General features: G+C 58.2%; 15 protein-coding genes. 5 read left to right on the top strand and 10 right to left on the bottom strand.

All coding sequences use genetic code 11. The annotated features are described in order from the left end of the window. Positions 1-7 precede the first annotated feature (7 nt). Genes KGA97_RS01820 through tssA form a run of 6 tightly spaced genes read right to left on the bottom strand, consistent with a single transcriptional unit; the run spans position 8 to position 5,002 of the window. The gene (locus tag KGA97_RS01820; protein WP_223480118.1) at positions 8-532 is read right to left on the bottom strand and encodes a PAAR domain-containing protein; all 525 of its coding nucleotides are present in this window, start codon (positions 530-532) and stop codon (positions 8-10) included. 43 nt (positions 533-575) lie between these two features. After that, the gene (locus KGA97_RS01815) at positions 576-959 is read right to left on the bottom strand and encodes a hypothetical protein (RefSeq protein WP_223480117.1); all 384 of its coding nucleotides are present in this window, start codon (positions 957-959) and stop codon (positions 576-578) included. A 28-nt stretch (positions 960-987) separates the two neighbouring features. Then, positions 988-1,395 carry a type VI secretion system baseplate subunit TssE gene (tssE, locus tag KGA97_RS01810; RefSeq protein WP_008030677.1) on the bottom strand — a complete coding sequence of 136 codons (408 nt, stop codon included), beginning with the start codon at positions 1,393-1,395 and terminating at the stop codon, positions 988-990. A 13-nt stretch (positions 1,396-1,408) separates the two neighbouring features. After that, positions 1,409-2,884 (bottom strand): type VI secretion system contractile sheath large subunit, encoded by a 1,476-nt coding sequence (tssC, locus tag KGA97_RS01805; protein ID WP_008030678.1) that lies wholly within the window; start codon positions 2,882-2,884, stop codon positions 1,409-1,411. Between the two features lie 25 nt (positions 2,885-2,909). Then, positions 2,910-3,413: a type VI secretion system contractile sheath small subunit gene (gene tssB / locus KGA97_RS01800; protein WP_223480116.1), complete on the bottom strand. Its 504-nt coding sequence runs from the start codon at positions 3,411-3,413 to the stop codon at positions 2,910-2,912. Between the two features lie 32 nt (positions 3,414-3,445). Further along, complete coding sequence (gene tssA / locus KGA97_RS01795) at positions 3,446-5,002, bottom strand: type VI secretion system protein TssA (RefSeq protein WP_008038109.1); 1,557 nt, start codon at positions 5,000-5,002, stop codon at positions 3,446-3,448. A 674-nt stretch (positions 5,003-5,676) separates the two neighbouring features. Here tssA and tssI point away from each other — a divergent pair. The 3 genes from tssI to KGA97_RS01780 all read left to right on the top strand — a co-directional run bounded on the left by tssI (position 5,677) and on the right by KGA97_RS01780 (position 10,542). Continuing rightward, a complete protein-coding gene (tssI, locus tag KGA97_RS01790; RefSeq protein ID WP_223480115.1) occupies positions 5,677-9,099 on the top strand; it encodes a type VI secretion system tip protein TssI/VgrG in 3,423 nt (1,140 codons plus the stop codon). Continuing rightward, positions 9,092-9,760, top strand: coding sequence for a DUF2931 family protein (locus KGA97_RS01785; protein WP_223480114.1), 669 nt, complete (start codon positions 9,092-9,094; stop codon positions 9,758-9,760). The genes tssI and KGA97_RS01785 overlap by 8 nt, the downstream gene beginning before the upstream one ends. A 386-nt stretch (positions 9,761-10,146) precedes the next feature. Continuing rightward, positions 10,147-10,542 carry a DUF6124 family protein gene (locus KGA97_RS01780; protein ID WP_223480113.1) on the top strand — a complete coding sequence of 132 codons (396 nt, stop codon included), beginning with the start codon at positions 10,147-10,149 and terminating at the stop codon, positions 10,540-10,542. Between the two features lie 389 nt (positions 10,543-10,931). Here KGA97_RS01780 and KGA97_RS01775 read toward each other — a convergent pair whose 3' ends face one another. From KGA97_RS01775 to KGA97_RS01765, 3 genes are all read right to left on the bottom strand, one after another. Beyond that, positions 10,932-11,207: an HU family DNA-binding protein gene (locus KGA97_RS01775; protein ID WP_003213368.1), complete on the bottom strand. Its 276-nt coding sequence runs from the start codon at positions 11,205-11,207 to the stop codon at positions 10,932-10,934. 192 nt (positions 11,208-11,399) lie between these two features. Continuing rightward, positions 11,400-12,548, bottom strand: coding sequence for an NAD(P)/FAD-dependent oxidoreductase (locus tag KGA97_RS01770; protein ID WP_207284973.1), 1,149 nt, complete (start codon positions 12,546-12,548; stop codon positions 11,400-11,402). 20 nt (positions 12,549-12,568) lie between these two features. Next, a complete protein-coding gene (locus KGA97_RS01765) occupies positions 12,569-12,736 on the bottom strand; it encodes a rubredoxin (RefSeq protein ID WP_007954349.1) in 168 nt (55 codons plus the stop codon). Positions 12,737-12,937: 201 nt separating this feature from the next. On the opposite strand from KGA97_RS01765, the gene KGA97_RS01760 reads away from it, so the two are divergent. Both KGA97_RS01760 and ubiA read left to right on the top strand, forming a co-directional pair. Then, positions 12,938-13,489: a chorismate--pyruvate lyase family protein gene (locus KGA97_RS01760; RefSeq protein ID WP_008038114.1), complete on the top strand. Its 552-nt coding sequence runs from the start codon at positions 12,938-12,940 to the stop codon at positions 13,487-13,489. After that, positions 13,489-14,379 (top strand): 4-hydroxybenzoate octaprenyltransferase, encoded by an 891-nt coding sequence (gene ubiA, locus KGA97_RS01755; RefSeq protein WP_223480112.1) that lies wholly within the window; start codon positions 13,489-13,491, stop codon positions 14,377-14,379. The genes KGA97_RS01760 and ubiA overlap by 1 nt, the downstream gene beginning before the upstream one ends. A gap of 66 nt (positions 14,380-14,445) precedes the next feature. Here the strand turns inward: ubiA and KGA97_RS01750 are convergent, their stop codons facing one another. Further along, complete coding sequence (locus KGA97_RS01750) at positions 14,446-14,835, bottom strand: hypothetical protein (protein WP_223480111.1); 390 nt, start codon at positions 14,833-14,835, stop codon at positions 14,446-14,448. Between the last annotated feature and the right edge of the window lie 134 nt (positions 14,836-14,969).

Below are 14,969 nucleotides of genomic sequence, written 5' to 3'. Positions count from 1 at the left end.
TGGTCCCTTATGCAATCACGAGAGAAGACTGTGCTTCGAAGGTGAGCGTGACACTTTCAGCCAGGTGAGAAGCGATCGGTGCCGTTTTGCCCTGTGCATCCGTAACGCCTTTAATCTCTTTGCCAGAAGCCGTGCGCAAGGTGTATGCACGGTCAGCAACCGGCGCTCCGGTTTTCGGATTACGCACCACAAAGTGCTGGCTGAACGGCCACTTGATATCCACGGGCACCGGCGCCACAAATGGCACCGGCGAATGCGAATTCCCGATAATCACCGTCCCGGACCCGGCCGTAACCTTGTTGCCATGAGTCCCGACGGAATCCACTGTCGCAGCCGGTTTCCCGTTAATCAAAACCGTCGTCGCCAACTCGCCCGACATCGCACCACCACACGCCGAGGCATCGCCTTGGCGGGCGGCCGCGAGGCCGTCGAAGAAGACGTCGCCGGAACCGGCGGCGATCGGGTTGGTGCCGTGGCCGGGGAGCGGGCAAGCGGTGGGGTCGGATACGCGTGCTGCTGGTTTTCCTGACATTGGGCTCTCCTTAATTGACCTTGGCTTGATGACTGTTCATTGCTCAACCACACACTGGAATTTTCCAGCCCTCGTAACCCGTCACTGTCGGATAGATCGCATGAGCGTTTACCCATTGCGCCCGTTCATCCGTCGTGAATTCGTTCTGCCAGATCAACCATTCAGACGACTTCAACAACGTGCCGTCTTTTGCGTACACCCTGAAAAAGGCTTCACTGGTGAAAAGACGGAAGATCTTTCCGGGAATGCCAAGAGCCGAATACTGCGGAATGTAGGAATTGATGTAACAAGTCCCAGACTCGTTCCAGACTGTGGAGTACATGTGAGCGAGCCTTGAAGCCGTCACTTTCATGTAGCAAGCAGCCAACACCAGAGCAGCGGCAGTCAGGGCGATCAGCAGCAAAGCGCGACGCACGATCGTTGCCACGGTACTTAGCCCCCTCATTCGCATATCCCTAGCTCACCTTTACTTGACCGCTGCCATCCAGGCGCGCGGCGAAACTGACCTGGCGCTTGAAACCATCAACTTCCAGCAGGCCTTCGATGCTGAAGGACAGGCGAAGCTGATCGTTGTCACGCGGCAGGGAGATGACACGCACGTTGCTCAGGCGCGGTTCGTAGGCTTCGATGAAGCTTTCGATGGCCAGGCGGGCCTGACTCAGGGAGTCGTGCAGGCTCAGGCGCATGTCATTGAGATCGGGTAGCCCGTAATCGGACAGCGTTTGCACGCTGCCCGCACGGGTGCTGAGCATCTTGGCCAGATGGGCAGCCACGGACGCCATGGCGGAGACCTCGCGGCTCCAGCCGACGCGTTTGTCCGCGTCGCCACCCAGGCGTTCGAAAAGGCTGCCGTATCCAGTCATGAGTTAGCTCCGCTTACTCTTTGTCCAGCTTGCCAACCAGCGACAGGGTGAAATCGGCACCCATGTACTTGAAGTGCGGACGCACGTTCAGGCTGACGCGGTACCAGCCAGGCTCGCCTTCGACATCGCTGACGATGATCTGGGCAGCACGCAGCGGACGACGACCACGGACTTCGGCGCTCGGGTTTTCCTGGTCGGCCACGTACTGGCGGATCCACTTGTTCAGTTCCAGCTCGAGGTCGGTGCGCTCTTTCCACGAACCGAGTTGCTCGCGCTGCAGCACTTTCAAGTAGTGAGCCAGGCGGTTGACGATCATCATGTACGGCAGTTGGGTGCCGAGCTTGTAGTTCAGCTCTGCTGCCTTGCCTTCTGCGCTGATGCCGAAGAACTTCGGCTTCTGCACCGAGCTTGCGGAGAAGAACGCCGCGTTGTCGGAGCCTTTGCGCATGGTCAGGGAGATGAAGCCTTCCTCGGCCAGTTCGTATTCACGACGGTCGCTGACCAATACCTCGGTAGGGATCTTGGTTTCGATTTCGCCCATGCTTTCGAAGTGGTGCAACGGCAGGTCTTCAACCGCGCCACCGCTCTGCGGGCCGATGATGTTCGGGCACCAGCGGAATTTGGCGAAGCTGTCGGTCAGCTTGGTGCCGAACGCGTAGGCGGTGTTGCCCCACAGGTAGTGCTCGTGGCTGTTGGCGACGGTTTCTTTGTACACGAACGATTTGACCGGGTTTTCTTCCGGATCGTACGGGTTGCGCAGCAGGAAACGCGGCACGGTCAGGCCAATGTAACGGGAGTCTTCCGACTGGCGGAAGCTCTGCCATTTGGCGAATTGCGGACCTTCGAAGTGATCTTTCAGATCCTTCAGGTCCGGCAGGCCGGTGAAGCTTTCCAGGCCGAAGAATTTCGGGCCGGCGGCGGCAATGAACGGCGCGTGGGACATGCACGCAACGCTGGACACGTACTGCATCAGTTTCACGTCCGGCGAGCTTGGGGACATGAAGTAGTTAGCGATGATCGCGCCTACCGGCTGACCACCGAACTGGCCGTATTCAGCGGTGTAGATGTGCTTGTACAGGCCAGCCTGCATCACTTCCGGCGAATCTTCGAAGTCGTCCAACAGGTCTTCTTTGGAGACGTTGAGGATTTCGATCTTGATGTTTTCGCGGAAGTTGGTGCGGTCGACCAGCAACTGCAGGCCACGCCACGACGATTCCAGGGACTGGAAGTCCGGGTGGTGGAGGATCTCGTCCATCTGACGGCTGAGCTTGGCATCGATCTCGGCGATCATGCGGTCAACCATGGCTTTCTTGACCGGCTCACCGTTGTTCTGCGGCTTGAGCAGCTCTTCGATGAAGGCCGACACACCGCGCTTGGCGATGTCGTAGGCTTCGTCGTCCGGCGTCAGGCGGGTTTCGGCGATGATGCTGTCGAGAATGCTGTATTCGCCGTTCTCGTTACTCTTTTGCTGCGCTGCACTCGTGCTCATGTTGGCTTCCTTGGCTGATGTAGACTCAGGCGTCCTGGGCTGCGGCGTTCAGGCCCAGCTCACCCAGTACGCGACCGCGGGATTCGTCGTCGGCGAGAACGCCTTCGATGGCTTTGCGGAACGCAGGCGCGTTACCCAGCGGGCCTTTGAGGGCCACCAGCGCGTCGCGCAGTTCCATCAGTTTTTTCAGCTCAGGCACTTGCTCGACCAGGCTGGCCGGGTTGAAGTCCTTCATCGAGTTGACGCGCAGTTTCACGGCCAGTTCTTCAGTGTCGCTTTCTTCCTGAAGACGGTTCGGTACGCTCAGTGTCAGCTGCAGCTCTTGCTTGGCCAGCACCTCGTCGAAGGTCATCTTGTCGATGCTGATCGGCTTGCGATCTTCGACTTTGCGGTCGTCCTTGCGGTGGGTGTAGTCACCGATTGCCAGTAGTTTCAACGGCAGTTCGATCTCTTCCTGGGCACCACCGGTGGCAGGTTTGAACGTGACGTTGATGCGTTCCTTGGGGGCTACCGAGCCTTCTTTGGCCATGGCTTTTCTCCTTGCGGTTGTGGCCCTGGGGCCTATTCGAGTACCACTTCGAGATCGAGGTGGCACAGCCTGCGATAAATCTCTTCCTTGCGTTCACGTACGGCATGGTTCTGCGGCAACAACTCGCAGCAGCTATGCAGTAAATGCAGCACTTCCAGCGCAAGATCGGGCTCCCAGGCGTGCAGGCCTGAGTCCTGTAATGTTTGGTCGAGGGTTTCGAGTTGGGTCTTGGCCAGTTCGTATTTCTTGGCCATGAAGCACAGCCGCGCGAGGGCGAACTGCCAGAAGAACCGCACGCGCCCGCCGTTGGCGCTTTGCAGGCCCTGCTTGAGGATTTGCACAGCGGCCTTGAGGCCGTCCTTGCGCAGAATCGGCAGGACCTCTTCGAGGGCCAGTTCCCAGGCGGGCTGGGTGTCGGCGACTTCGACTTTGCGTGGCGCACTGGCGCTTTGCAGGTGCGGCATGACGTTGGCGCTGATCCAGGCGCGAGTGGCCGGATCGGCAAACGGCGCGCCGTCATGGAAACGCAATTCGACAATGCCGGGCAGGCGCTGAACCAAAAGCGCGAAGTGGATTTCCACTTCGCGCATCGCCATTTCTGCGTTGAGTGCCTGGAGGCATTCCCAGACCATTCGCTGGCCATCGAACCAGAACGGCGCCTTCGCCAGGCTCGCCTCCAGTTCCACCAACAGGTCAGCGTATTTGCCTTGGTCGTAACGGTCCTGATAGGCCTTGAGCTTGTCCGCCGGCAAGCCGCGCAGCACGGTGATCTGCTCGGCATTACGTTCGGGGACAGCGTCGATGGGCAACCACAACAGCGTGCGATTGAGGCGCAGGGCACGCAGGTCGGTGGCTTTCTGCTTGAGCCACCAGGCGCACAATGGCCGGGCGCTTTCTTGCTGGGCGCGCAGGGCTTTGTGGGCTTCTTTTTCGTTGTCGATCGGCGCGCCGGGCGTCAGCAGTTGCGTCGCGACTTGTTTGACCTGAGCCACGGCTGCACCGACCACGCCAGGTTCCGGCTGGTTGTCGGCGGCGCGTTGCACCATGTTTTTCAGACGGCGGGAGATTGGCAGCAGCAACGGCGCGTCGTCACCCAGGTGCTCGGTGCACGCGGCGTCGAGGCCTTCCAGGTGTTCCACCAGACGGCGGAACATCGGCAACTGCTCTTTGATCGCGACGTTTTCGGTCAGCACCTGCTCAAGACGCGGCACCAGCCAACTGATCGCAGCGGAGCGCGTACGTGCCTTGTTCGGGTGGACTTCAGCCCAGTGGCTTTCGCACAGGTAGTGCAGCAAACCGAGGCCGGCGAGCAGGCCTTGGAAGGATTCGCGCTGGTACAGGGCCCAGGTCAGCCAGGCGCCGACGCGCAAATCCTTGGACTGGGTGCGCAGCAGGTTTTCGCTGTTTTCACGGATTTTCAGCCAGTCGATCTGACCGCTTTCGTGCATGGACGAGGCTTTGGCCAGCTCGCTTTCCAGTGACTCATATTCGCTCGAAAAGCGAACATCCTCGCCCGCGAAATTCTCTTTGGAAACAGAGGCTTTTGCGAGATCGAGGTAATGAGCAGAAAGTTTGCTTGAGTAGGACATCCATGGCCTTTAGTTTGGATTACGGTCATACGCTCATTGGAGTTCCAACGGCGTGAGACAGAATCAAAGAGCTGCGAAATGTCTCATCCAATTGAGATCGTGCTCTTTCAAAGTGGGCGCATCGTACTCACGATGATGGCCACTAGCAAGCACCCGATTAAACAATAAGACGAAGCGCGTTTATCTCTCGTAGGAGATCTCCCTATATGTAGCAAGGGGATCCCTGATGTCAGTTTAATAATTCAGCGCTCGACCAAACGCCCTGAAACCGTTGAGGTAGAGGCCTCCGCTTCTTTCACCTGAATTAATCGCATATTCATTGCCGATTGCTCCCTTTGGCAGGCGCGCAGCATGCCAAAAACTAAAAAATATAAATGTAGGAGCATTCCGAAATGTTACGACATCGATGAATAAAGCGACGAGTGACAACTGCCGATAAGAAAAGTGCCATCACTATGATGGCCACTTTGAATTTAAAACAAAGTTCCAAAATGGAACTTCGGGTATCTGGGAAATATCACACCACTCTTCAAGATCCTTCCTACATCAATACTTTGCATGCCTTGTTAGCGTGCCCGGCATTTTGGCGACTTAATCCGGGCACGTATGGCTCGGTTTCGCCGATTTTTCTTTCAGCTTAAGGACGAGCGACTACGTAGCAAAAGGATAAGCGCATGCTTGCATCGGCCAACGTTGCCCACTTCACCCTCCTTATCCCGACGATTCGCAACGACTTCAAAGTGCTGGCCTTCGAAGGCACGGAAACCATCAGCGCCTTGTATTCGATCCAGGTTGACCTGGTCAGCGAGCATCCGGATTTCGATCTGGAAAGCTTGCTCAACCAACCCGCCTTTCTACAGTTCGGCCTCAACGGCGAGGGCATTCATGGCCATGTCACCAGGGTGTCCGTAGGCGAAGTCGGCAAGCGCCTGACCCGCTATCGCATGCACCTGGTGCCGGCGCTGCATGACTTGCAGTTCAGTCACGATCAGCGAATTTTCCAGGGCCTGACGGCGCCGCAAATCATCGCTCAGGTACTCAAGGGGCATGGCATTCAAGCCGATGCATTTAGCTTCCACGTCAGAACGAGTCCCGAGCGCGAATACTGCACCCAATATGGGGAAAGTTGTTTTGAGTTCGTCCGGCGACTGTGCGCCGAGGATGGCATTGCGTGGCATCACCAGCACTCACGGGAAGGCCATGTGCTGGTGTTCAGCGATGATCAGACCGCCTTTGCGAAATTGGGCGAAACGCCCTACCTGCAAGGCGCCGGCATGGTGGCGGAGCATCCGGTCGTCAGCCAGTTTTCCATGCGTTACAGCACTCGCCCCAGCAAAGTCACCCGCCGAAACTACGACCCGAAACACCCGAGCTTGCTGCTGGAAAGTCGCTTCATCGCCGAGTTCAGCCCCGAGCTTGAAGACTATCGTTACCCGCTGTTTTTCGAGACCGAAAAGCACGGCAAACAGCTCACTCGGCAAGCACTGGAGCGGCACCGCGCCGACTATCAATTGGCCAAGGGCAAAAGCGATCAACCGTGCCTGCGCAGCGGCCACTTTTTCAGCCTGACGGATCACCCACGCGCCACGTACAACGACCTGTGGCTGTTGCTCAGCGTTACTCATATCGGCAAACAGCCGCAGGTGCTGGAAGAGTCAATCACTGACACCGAGGGCAGTTTTACCCAGGGCTACCAAAACAGCTTCAGCGCGATTCCCTGGGACGTGTTTTATCGGCCGCCGATGCCCGCACAACGCCCCGTGCTCGTCTGCCAGACCGCCCGCGTCACCGGGCCTATCGGGGAAGAGATCTACTGCGATGAAGACGGTCGCGTCAAAGTCGAATTCCATTGGGACCGCGCTGAGCACAACAGCGAACAAAGCAGTTGCTGGCTGCGGGTGGCGTCCAGTTGGGCGGGGGATCATTTCGGCGCGGTGACCATTCCGCGCATCGGCATGGAAGTCCTCGTCACCTACCTCGAAGGCAATCCAGATAACCCACTCATAACCGGTTGCCTGATCAACAAGGTCACACCGGCGCCCTACCCCTTGCCCGAAAACAAAACCAGAACCGTGCTGCGCAGCCACAGCTCGCCGCATACCGGTGGCTATAACGAACTGTCGATCGAAGACCGCGCCGGGCTGGAGTTGATCTACCTGCGAGCGCAGCGGGACATGGAGCAGAAGGTCGGGAACGACAGCCGACTGGACGTGGGGAATGAGCGTCGGGAAGCGATCAAGGGCAACAGCATCGCGGTGCTCGGCGCGGAGGAACATCGCACGGTTACAGCGGATAGAAAGGTTCAGCTCAAGGCCAATGACTATCTGCAAATTGCCGGGAGTAGCCACAACCAGATTGGCGAAGCGTGGGTGGTTGAGGCCGGTGAGCACGTTCATATCAAGGCTGGCGCCCATCTGGTGCTGGACGCGGGCGCCAGCATTACGTTGAAGGCCGGTGGTCACCATGTCGTGATCGATGCGGGTGGGGTGTTCAGCAGTAGTGAGGTTGAGGTCGGTGGTTCGCCGGGAACGGGGATGGCGGCGCATGCGTTGTTGCCGGGGACGGTCGCGGGGTTGTTGGCGGCGGTTGTGCCTGAGCCGTTGGAAGAGGATGAGCTGGAGGAAGAAGAGGAAGAGGTTGAAGAAGAAGGGATTACGTTGCGGATCGGGGTGTTCTTCGATGGTACGGGGAACAACAAAGCCAACAGTGAGACCGTGGCAGCCTGCTATGCGCCGGACGCCAAATTGGAGGAGGCTGCCGAGGAGGTACAGAAGTATTGCGCGGCTTATGGGTATGACGGCAATGGGAGCTCGCCGGACAATAGTTATGGGAATGATGTGAGCAATATCGCGAGGCTTTATGACCTGTATGCAGATCACTCATCCAAACCTATTCCCGCGGACGAGGAAAAAGCCTTTTTGCGCATCTATGTGGAAGGAATCGGCACAAAAAGCAACGGTGAAGACTCGTACCACGGGCTTATCACAGGTAGGGGCGAAACTGGCGTAGTTGCCCGCGTTGAACAGACCCCTGCAAAAATCCTGGAGCAAATACGGTTGTTCCAAGAGGGAAACCCAAACGTAGTTATCGAAAAAATCGAGTTCGACATTTTTGGTTTTAGTCGAGGAGCTGCAGCGGCCCGGCATTTCGCGAACGAAGTGCTTAACGGTGAGAAAAGCGTTTTAGCGCTGGCACTCCCCGCTACGTCCACGATCTTTTCACGTAGTTTTAACTGGCGCATAAAAGCCGGGGTTGCCATCAATTTTATCGGCCTGTTCGATACCGTTGCAGCCATTGCCAAGCCTGGTTTTTTCGATTTTACGGTCGCCAACGGTAGAAACCCTGGAGTGAATCTGAGACTCCCCAACGGCTGTGCCAATAAGGTTGTGCACCTGGTCGCGCGAGACGAAGTTCGCGAAAACTTCGCTCTCAACAGCCTAGGTAGCACCGATCTGGTTTTGCCCGGCGTGCACTCAGACCTTGGCGGTGGTTATTTGCCAATAGCCCATGAAAAACTCCTGCTAGGTAAACCTACAACTAGCACAGTGAGCGAGAGCATGGCGGCAACCCGAAGTGCCGCTTACCTTTCCGCTGAAAAAGAGGCATTCGCCTGGTATGGAAAAGGCGTCATCGACGTAGAAGGTCCGCGTAACAATATCAAAGTGGCGTATTGGGAAAGGCCGGCGCCTTATTCAAAGGAGCTTGGTGGAACCAACACCGACCCACTGAAGAAGGTATACGCAGCTGCCTCCATCGAACGCCCGGTTCGTGGCGAACTGTCGTTAGTGTATTTGCGGATCATGCGTGAGTTGGCAGTTAGACACGATGTGCCGTTTGACCTTATCGATGCCAATGACCCGAAACTCGCCCTACCGTCCGATTTGGTTTCCATCCACAAAAAGCTGCAAGCCTACGCCCTTGGTGACACAGAGATCGAAGGACTGACGGTTGAAGAAAGAGCGGTGTTACGCAGTCGCTACATCCACCTTTCCGCTTGCTGGAACGCAGCTAGAGACTTTGATAGCAGCGACATGAACATCATGTTTATCAACCGGCCTGCCAATGGCGGCAAACGTGTGGTGCATTCTCATGAGTAATTTCCTCCGTCATTCAAAAATAAGCGTCGGTCTACTTTTAGGTTTGCTGCTGACCGCAAACCTACAAAGTTTAGCGCAATCAAGGCACGACGGGCCTTGGTCGCTGGGCTTCGGGGCGCCGGATTACATGGAAGTCTGGATTGAAACAGCGGACGTTGTAGATATCCGCGAACGTGTTTTTCGTCGTGCGGGCTCTGGGATCGCATCGGTACTAACCCCAAGAGACAACAAAGGAGAGCCCGCTGGTTGGCCCAAAAGTCCCGGCCGAGGTGCAGGTCGTGACGTAATTGGCGCGGACCTGCCTCGTCTGATTTACGTGCGCTGGCAGTCATTGGCGGAACCACAAACCTACGAGGCTTACATCGTCATACCCGAATCGGCGCGGGAGATCATGAGCAAACCTGAAAAGGCTTTTTGCAGAGCTGACAGTAAATGGATCACCGATTACCGCGATGACATTGGCATTGGTCTGGCGCCGGGCGGTATTGCCAAGATATGGCTGGGCGGTCCTTGCTTGAAGTCGGTCGAGATTGCTCGAGTCGAAGGAACCATTAACCCAAGGGGTCCCTATGAAGGAAAATCCGGTGGCAAGCATCGACCCTTGTCTGAGGCATCCAAGGCTTACGTAGAAAAGTTCGGAATCCCCTATGGAAGCTGGTAAGGAATGCCAACATTTCCGATGGTTAAACACCGATCAATAGCGCTTGTTTAAAACGCCTCAAGGTAACGTCCTGCAAGCTACAACACCTTGCGTCGTTGCCTACGGCTACGCCAGAATCCGCCGGCTTGTGCGCCTTGGGGGCGGTCGGTAACTTGGTTCGTGTCACTGCTCATCAGTGATCGGGTTTAGTCGCTCGCTGGTAATTGAAGATGCACAAGCGTCCGTCAGGCAGGTATTTCCAACCTGCATTTGATGGTGGCTGTGCGTAGGGCACCTTCGGGTGCGCCGGCTTCTTCAATTCCCCGGTCCGACTAACCTGCGTACAGCTGCCACCCCTTCGTTTAGTCGGCGAAGTGGTGTCGGCATCACTCAAGGAATTGAAGATCATGTTCAAGGTAACTCCCAACCCGCCAGACACCGACCCAATCTCCCCATACGAAAGCCCCGCCTCAAACAAACTCAACGAAGCCGCCGAACGCGCCCTCGACCATCACTTCCCGCCAACCGAACCCAAACCACCGAAACGCAACGGCCAGCTCTTCAGCGTCTGCCCCGGCATCAACACCGAAGCCCTCCTCGCCAACGCCTCGGAAGATCTGCTATCCATCAGCGCCATCGCCGCCGACCTTGCCGACGATGTGGACGGCTCACGCCGCTCCGTAGCCCTGGCGCTCAGCCGCATGGCCGACGGGGTGCATTTGTTGGTGGAGCGTGCGCTGGATCATCTGGATGAGCCCGAGATGGCGGCGGTTTTCGCCAAGCAACAAAGTCGGACCGTTTGATCCGTCACGCACGTATACCTGTAGGAGCCGGCTTGCTGGCGATGGCGGTGTGTCAGGCGACATTGATGTTGATTGATAGGACGCTATCGCCGGCAAGCCGGCTCCTACAGTGAGTGTTGTCGTTCGACATTCCGTTGGCATGCCCATTTTTATGTCGCGGCCTCGCCGCGCGGGAAGCCGGGGGATTCGCCCGGCACGCAGATCTGTAGGAGCCAGCTTGCTGGCGATGGCGGTGTGTCAGGCGACGTTGATGTTGGTTGATAGGACGCTATCGCCAGCAAGCCGGCTCCTACAAAGAGCACCTCGTCAGCCATAAAAAATGGGCACCCAACCTGGTTGGCGTGCCCATTTTTTGTTCCGCTCACCCGCTATGCGGGCGTCGGTGCGTGTTACGGATTAACGCTGTCTTTCAACGATTTGCCTGGCTTGAACGCAACGGTGTTGCTGGCCTTGATTTTTACTGGCTCACCGGTTTGCGGGTTTTTGCCGGTGCGGGCGCCGCGGTGGCGTTGCAGGAAGGTGCCGAAGCCGACCAGCGTCACGCTGTCCTTGCGGTGCAGGGCGCCGGTGATTTCTTCGAGAACGGCGTTGAGAACGCGGTTGGCCTGTTCTTTGGTGAGATCTGCTTTTTCCGCGATGGCGGCGGCGAGTTCTGGTTTACGCATTAGTGAAGCCCCTTTGACGGTTTTTTGTTGTTATGTCCGTGCTGTTCTCGTTGGAACAGCGCCCAAAGCGCCGCAGGTGCTCTACTCTGCGGCAGACGGGAGTGAGAATGGCACGCACGGAAGAGCCGCGCCAGTCTCGGCGCGACGTTTGTGGGGGCAAAAGAGGGGTGATTCCGACAGAACGACCGGTATTTACGCCAGCAGCGGTGGAAGCTCTTTGTTCAGTGCGAGTTTTTCCATCACCGCCGCGCCTGTCAGGGCATAACCGAGCAGTTTTCCGGCGGCATCGCGGCATAAAACCTTGATGTCAGCGCCCTGCCCTTCGACGGTCCAGACGCCCTCCAAACCCCGTGGCGGCGGCGAAACCACCAACGGGCAAACCGGCGTTTTGACGGTGATCGGCATCGCGCCGTAGCTCACGGCTGTCGGGTTGCCGGCGAGGGTTTGTGCCAGCGCTCTCGCACAGCTCATGAGGGGCATCACGTACAGCAAATTCAGCCCGTCGACTTCGGCGCAGTCGCCCAGGGCGTAGATGTTGGCGTGAGAAGTTTTCAGGTGGCGATCGACCACCACGCCGCGATTGACCTGCACACCGGCGGCGGCGGCCAGGTCGATGCGCGGACGCAGGCCGATGGCGGAGACCACCACGTCGCACGGGATGACCTGACCGTCAGACAGATGCGCTTCCAAACCCTCTTCAACACGCTGCAAGCGGTTGAGCACCGGCCCGAGGTGGAAACGCGCGCCGAGGCTTTCCAGCCCGGCCTGGACCGCAGCGGCTGCCGCCGGGTGCAGCAAGGTCGGCATGACCTGTTCGCACGGTGCAACCAGTTGCACCTCGTAACCGCCAAGGATCAGGTCGTTGGCGAATTCACAGCCGATCAGGCCGGCACCGAGCAACAGCACCCGGCGTTTGCCGGCCGCTGCCGCACGAAAGCGCGCGTAGTCTTCGAGGTCGTTGATCGGGAACACGGCGTCCGCCGCATCGCCTTCGATGGGCACACGCACGGTTTCGGCGCCCCAGGCCAGGATCAGGTCGCGGTAGATCACCGATTCTTCGCCGATCCACAGGCGCTTGTGGCCAGGATCGATGCCGCTGATGCGCGTGTGGGTGCGCACTTCGGCCTTCAGCTGTTCGGCCATGGCGCCGGGTTCGGCCATGCTCAGGCCGTCGGCGTCTTTGTTCTTGCCGAAGCCCGTGGAAAGCATCGGCTTGGAGTAGGAGCGCCCGTCATCGGCGGTAATCAGCAGCAGCGGGGTTTCGCTATCGAGTTTGCGAAACTCCCGGGCGAGGTTGTAGCCAGCCAGCCCGGTGCCGACGATCACGACAGGTGCGTTCATTCCTTACTCCTCTAAATGTCTTAGTTGATTTCGATCATTTCGAAATCCATCTTGCCGACGCCGCAGTCCGGGCACAGCCAGTCTTCCGGCACGTCTTGCCACAGGGTGCCCGGCGCAATGCCGTCATCCGGCCAGCCGTCGGCTTCGTTGTAGATCAGGCCGCAGACCACACATTGCCACTTTTTCATTCAGGTACATCCTCAGGATTCAGGCTTATTGCCGGCGCGAACGGTCGATGGTTGCAGCGCTGCCGTCCGGCTCAGGGCGTTTTGTACTGATCGGGCCCGGCAGATGCAAGCCTGTTCGACGCAATGGGGCGCCGGATCAATCAAAATCACCGACCGACATGGTAAGCTCGCCGCCTCATTTGCTGCCAATAATGACTCACTGTGCCGCACTCAAAACCTCCTTTCTGGCTTCCCCAAAGCCGACTTTCGCCGCTCCCCGACACGTCTACCCTCGACTGGTTGTTCGACGAAGGTTCGCTGACCCGACGGCTGACCCGCCTGTCGAATGACAGCTTCAGCGTCACGCCGCTGTTCGAAGGCTGGCAACCGCTGCGCGCGGACGAATGTGCGGCACTGGACCTGGCCGAAGACAGTGAAGGCTGGGTGCGCGAGGTGTATCTGCGCGGCCACGGTGAAGCCTGGGTGTTCGCCCGCAGTGTGGCGGCACGCAGCGCGTTGCAGGGCGACGGGTTGCACATGGACGAGTTGGGCAGCCGCTCGCTGGGCGAGTTGCTGTTTTGCGATCAGGCGTTTCAGCGTCGCGCCATCGAGGTTTGTCACTATCCTCAGGAGTGGCTGCCGGTGGAGTGCCGGGCACCTGAGTTGTGGGGCCGTCGCTCGCGCTTCGACCGTGGCGCCTTGAGCGTGCTGGTGGCCGAGATTTTCCTGCCGACCTTGTGGCACGCCACCCGCGCCCATCCGGAGAACTGCTGATGTACCAGAGCCTGCTCAAGTCCCTGAACCGCTTGAACCCTCGGGCCTGGGATTTCATTCAGTTGACGCGCATGGACAAACCCATCGGCATTTACCTGCTGCTGTGGCCGACGCTGTGGGCGTTGTGGATTGCCGGCAAAGGTTCGCCGTCGCTGGCCAACGTGGTGATCTTCGTGCTCGGCGTGGTGCTGACCCGCGCCGGCGGTTGCGTGATCAACGACTGGGCGGACCGCAAGGTCGATGGCCATGTGAAACGCACCGAACAGCGCCCGCTGCCGAGCGGCAAGATCAGCTCCAAAGAAGCCCTGGTGTTCTTTGCATTGCTGATGGGCGTGAGTTTCCTGCTGGTGTTGTGCACCAATGCGGCAACGGTGTGGTTGTCGTTCGGCGGTTTGGCGCTGGCCTTCACTTACCCGTTCATGAAGCGCTACACCTATTACCCGCAAGTGGTGCTGGGCGCGGCGTTTTCCTGGGGGATGCCGATGGCATTCACCGCCGAAACCGGCGAACTGCCGGCGGCGGCGTGGCTGCTGTGGATCGCCAACCTGCTGTGGACGGTGGGTTATGACACCTATTACGCGATGACTGATCGCGACGACGACTTGAAGATCGGTGTGAAATCCACGGCGATTCTGTTTGGCGAGGCGGACCGGGTGATCATCCTGACCTTGCAAGGGTTGGCGTTGGGTTGCCTGTTACTGGCCGGGTCGAAATTCGAGTTGGGTGGCTGGTTCCACCTGGGACTGCTGGCGGCGGCGGGCTGTTTTGCGTGGGAGTTTTGGTACACCCGTGACAAGGACCGGATGCGCTGCTTCAAGGCGTTTTTGCACAACCATTGGGCGGGGTTGGCGATTTTTGTGGGGATTGTTTTGGATTACGCGATGCGGTGAGGCGGCTGACGCCTTCGCGGGCAAGCCTCGCTCCTACGGAAACGAGGCCGCCGTTTCGGATCGGCCTTACATCTTCGGCCCTTGGAGCACGTGCCAGACGTCCTTCACTTTGTCGCCCGTTTTGTCACCCGGTTTCGCGTCCTTCTTGAAGTAGTACAGCGGTTTGCCCTTGTAGGCCCACTGCATCGTGCCATCGTCACGCTTGACGATTGTCCAGTCACCTTCGGCCTTGGCGCCCGCTTCCGCCTTGAACGGTGGCCAGTACTCTGCACATTCACCAGTGCACACCGACTTGCCAGCGGTGGTGTCCTTGTCGAACGTGTACAGGGTCATGCCCTTGTGGTCCGCCATCACACCGTCTTTCATCATCACAGGCTCAGCCGCGAAGGCCATTGCCGGCAACGCCAGGGCTGCGGTCAGCATCAAAGCCTTGAAGGAATGCGAGTATTTCTTCATGGAAACCTTCCTTTTGTGGTTGTCAGGATTCGGACTTAGAGCTTAGTTCAGGTTCGCGACAATCGCCGGGCGACTAAAATACTGTCACACGACTGCAATAATTCCGTTATCTAATGCGGCGCAAGACAGTTAAA

It is taken from the genome of Pseudomonas sp. BF-B-15 (assembly GCF_019946675.1).
In the GTDB taxonomy this organism is placed as follows: Bacteria; Pseudomonadota; Gammaproteobacteria; order Pseudomonadales; family Pseudomonadaceae; genus Aquipseudomonas; species Aquipseudomonas migulae.
Note: the sequence above shows the minus strand (reverse complement) of the source record. Positions and strands in the feature narration are given on the sequence as shown.

Bases quoted from the DNA above. Each gene is read 5' to 3' on its own strand.
- KGA97_RS01820 (WP_223480118.1), bottom strand. From the start codon at position 532: ATGTCAGGAAAACCAGCAGCACGCGTATCCGACCCCACCGCTTGCCCG.
- tssE (WP_008030677.1), bottom strand. From the start codon at position 1,395: ATGACTGGATACGGCAGCCTTTTCGAACGCCTGGGTGGCGACGCGGAC.
- tssC (WP_008030678.1), bottom strand. From the start codon at position 2,884: ATGAGCACGAGTGCAGCGCAGCAAAAGAGTAACGAGAACGGCGAATAC.
- tssB (WP_223480116.1), bottom strand. From the start codon at position 3,413: ATGGCCAAAGAAGGCTCGGTAGCCCCCAAGGAACGCATCAACGTCACG.
- tssA (WP_008038109.1), bottom strand. From the start codon at position 5,002: ATGTCCTACTCAAGCAAACTTTCTGCTCATTACCTCGATCTCGCAAAA.
- tssI (WP_223480115.1), top strand. From the start codon at position 5,677: ATGCTTGCATCGGCCAACGTTGCCCACTTCACCCTCCTTATCCCGACG.
- KGA97_RS01785 (WP_223480114.1), top strand. From the start codon at position 9,092: ATGAGTAATTTCCTCCGTCATTCAAAAATAAGCGTCGGTCTACTTTTA.
- KGA97_RS01780 (WP_223480113.1), top strand. From the start codon at position 10,147: ATGTTCAAGGTAACTCCCAACCCGCCAGACACCGACCCAATCTCCCCA.
- KGA97_RS01775 (WP_003213368.1), bottom strand. From the start codon at position 11,207: ATGCGTAAACCAGAACTCGCCGCCGCCATCGCGGAAAAAGCAGATCTC.
- KGA97_RS01770 (WP_207284973.1), bottom strand. From the start codon at position 12,548: ATGAACGCACCTGTCGTGATCGTCGGCACCGGGCTGGCTGGCTACAAC.
- KGA97_RS01765 (WP_007954349.1), bottom strand. From the start codon at position 12,736: ATGAAAAAGTGGCAATGTGTGGTCTGCGGCCTGATCTACAACGAAGCC.
- ubiA (WP_223480112.1), top strand. From the start codon at position 13,489: ATGTACCAGAGCCTGCTCAAGTCCCTGAACCGCTTGAACCCTCGGGCC.
- KGA97_RS01750 (WP_223480111.1), bottom strand. From the start codon at position 14,835: ATGAAGAAATACTCGCATTCCTTCAAGGCTTTGATGCTGACCGCAGCC.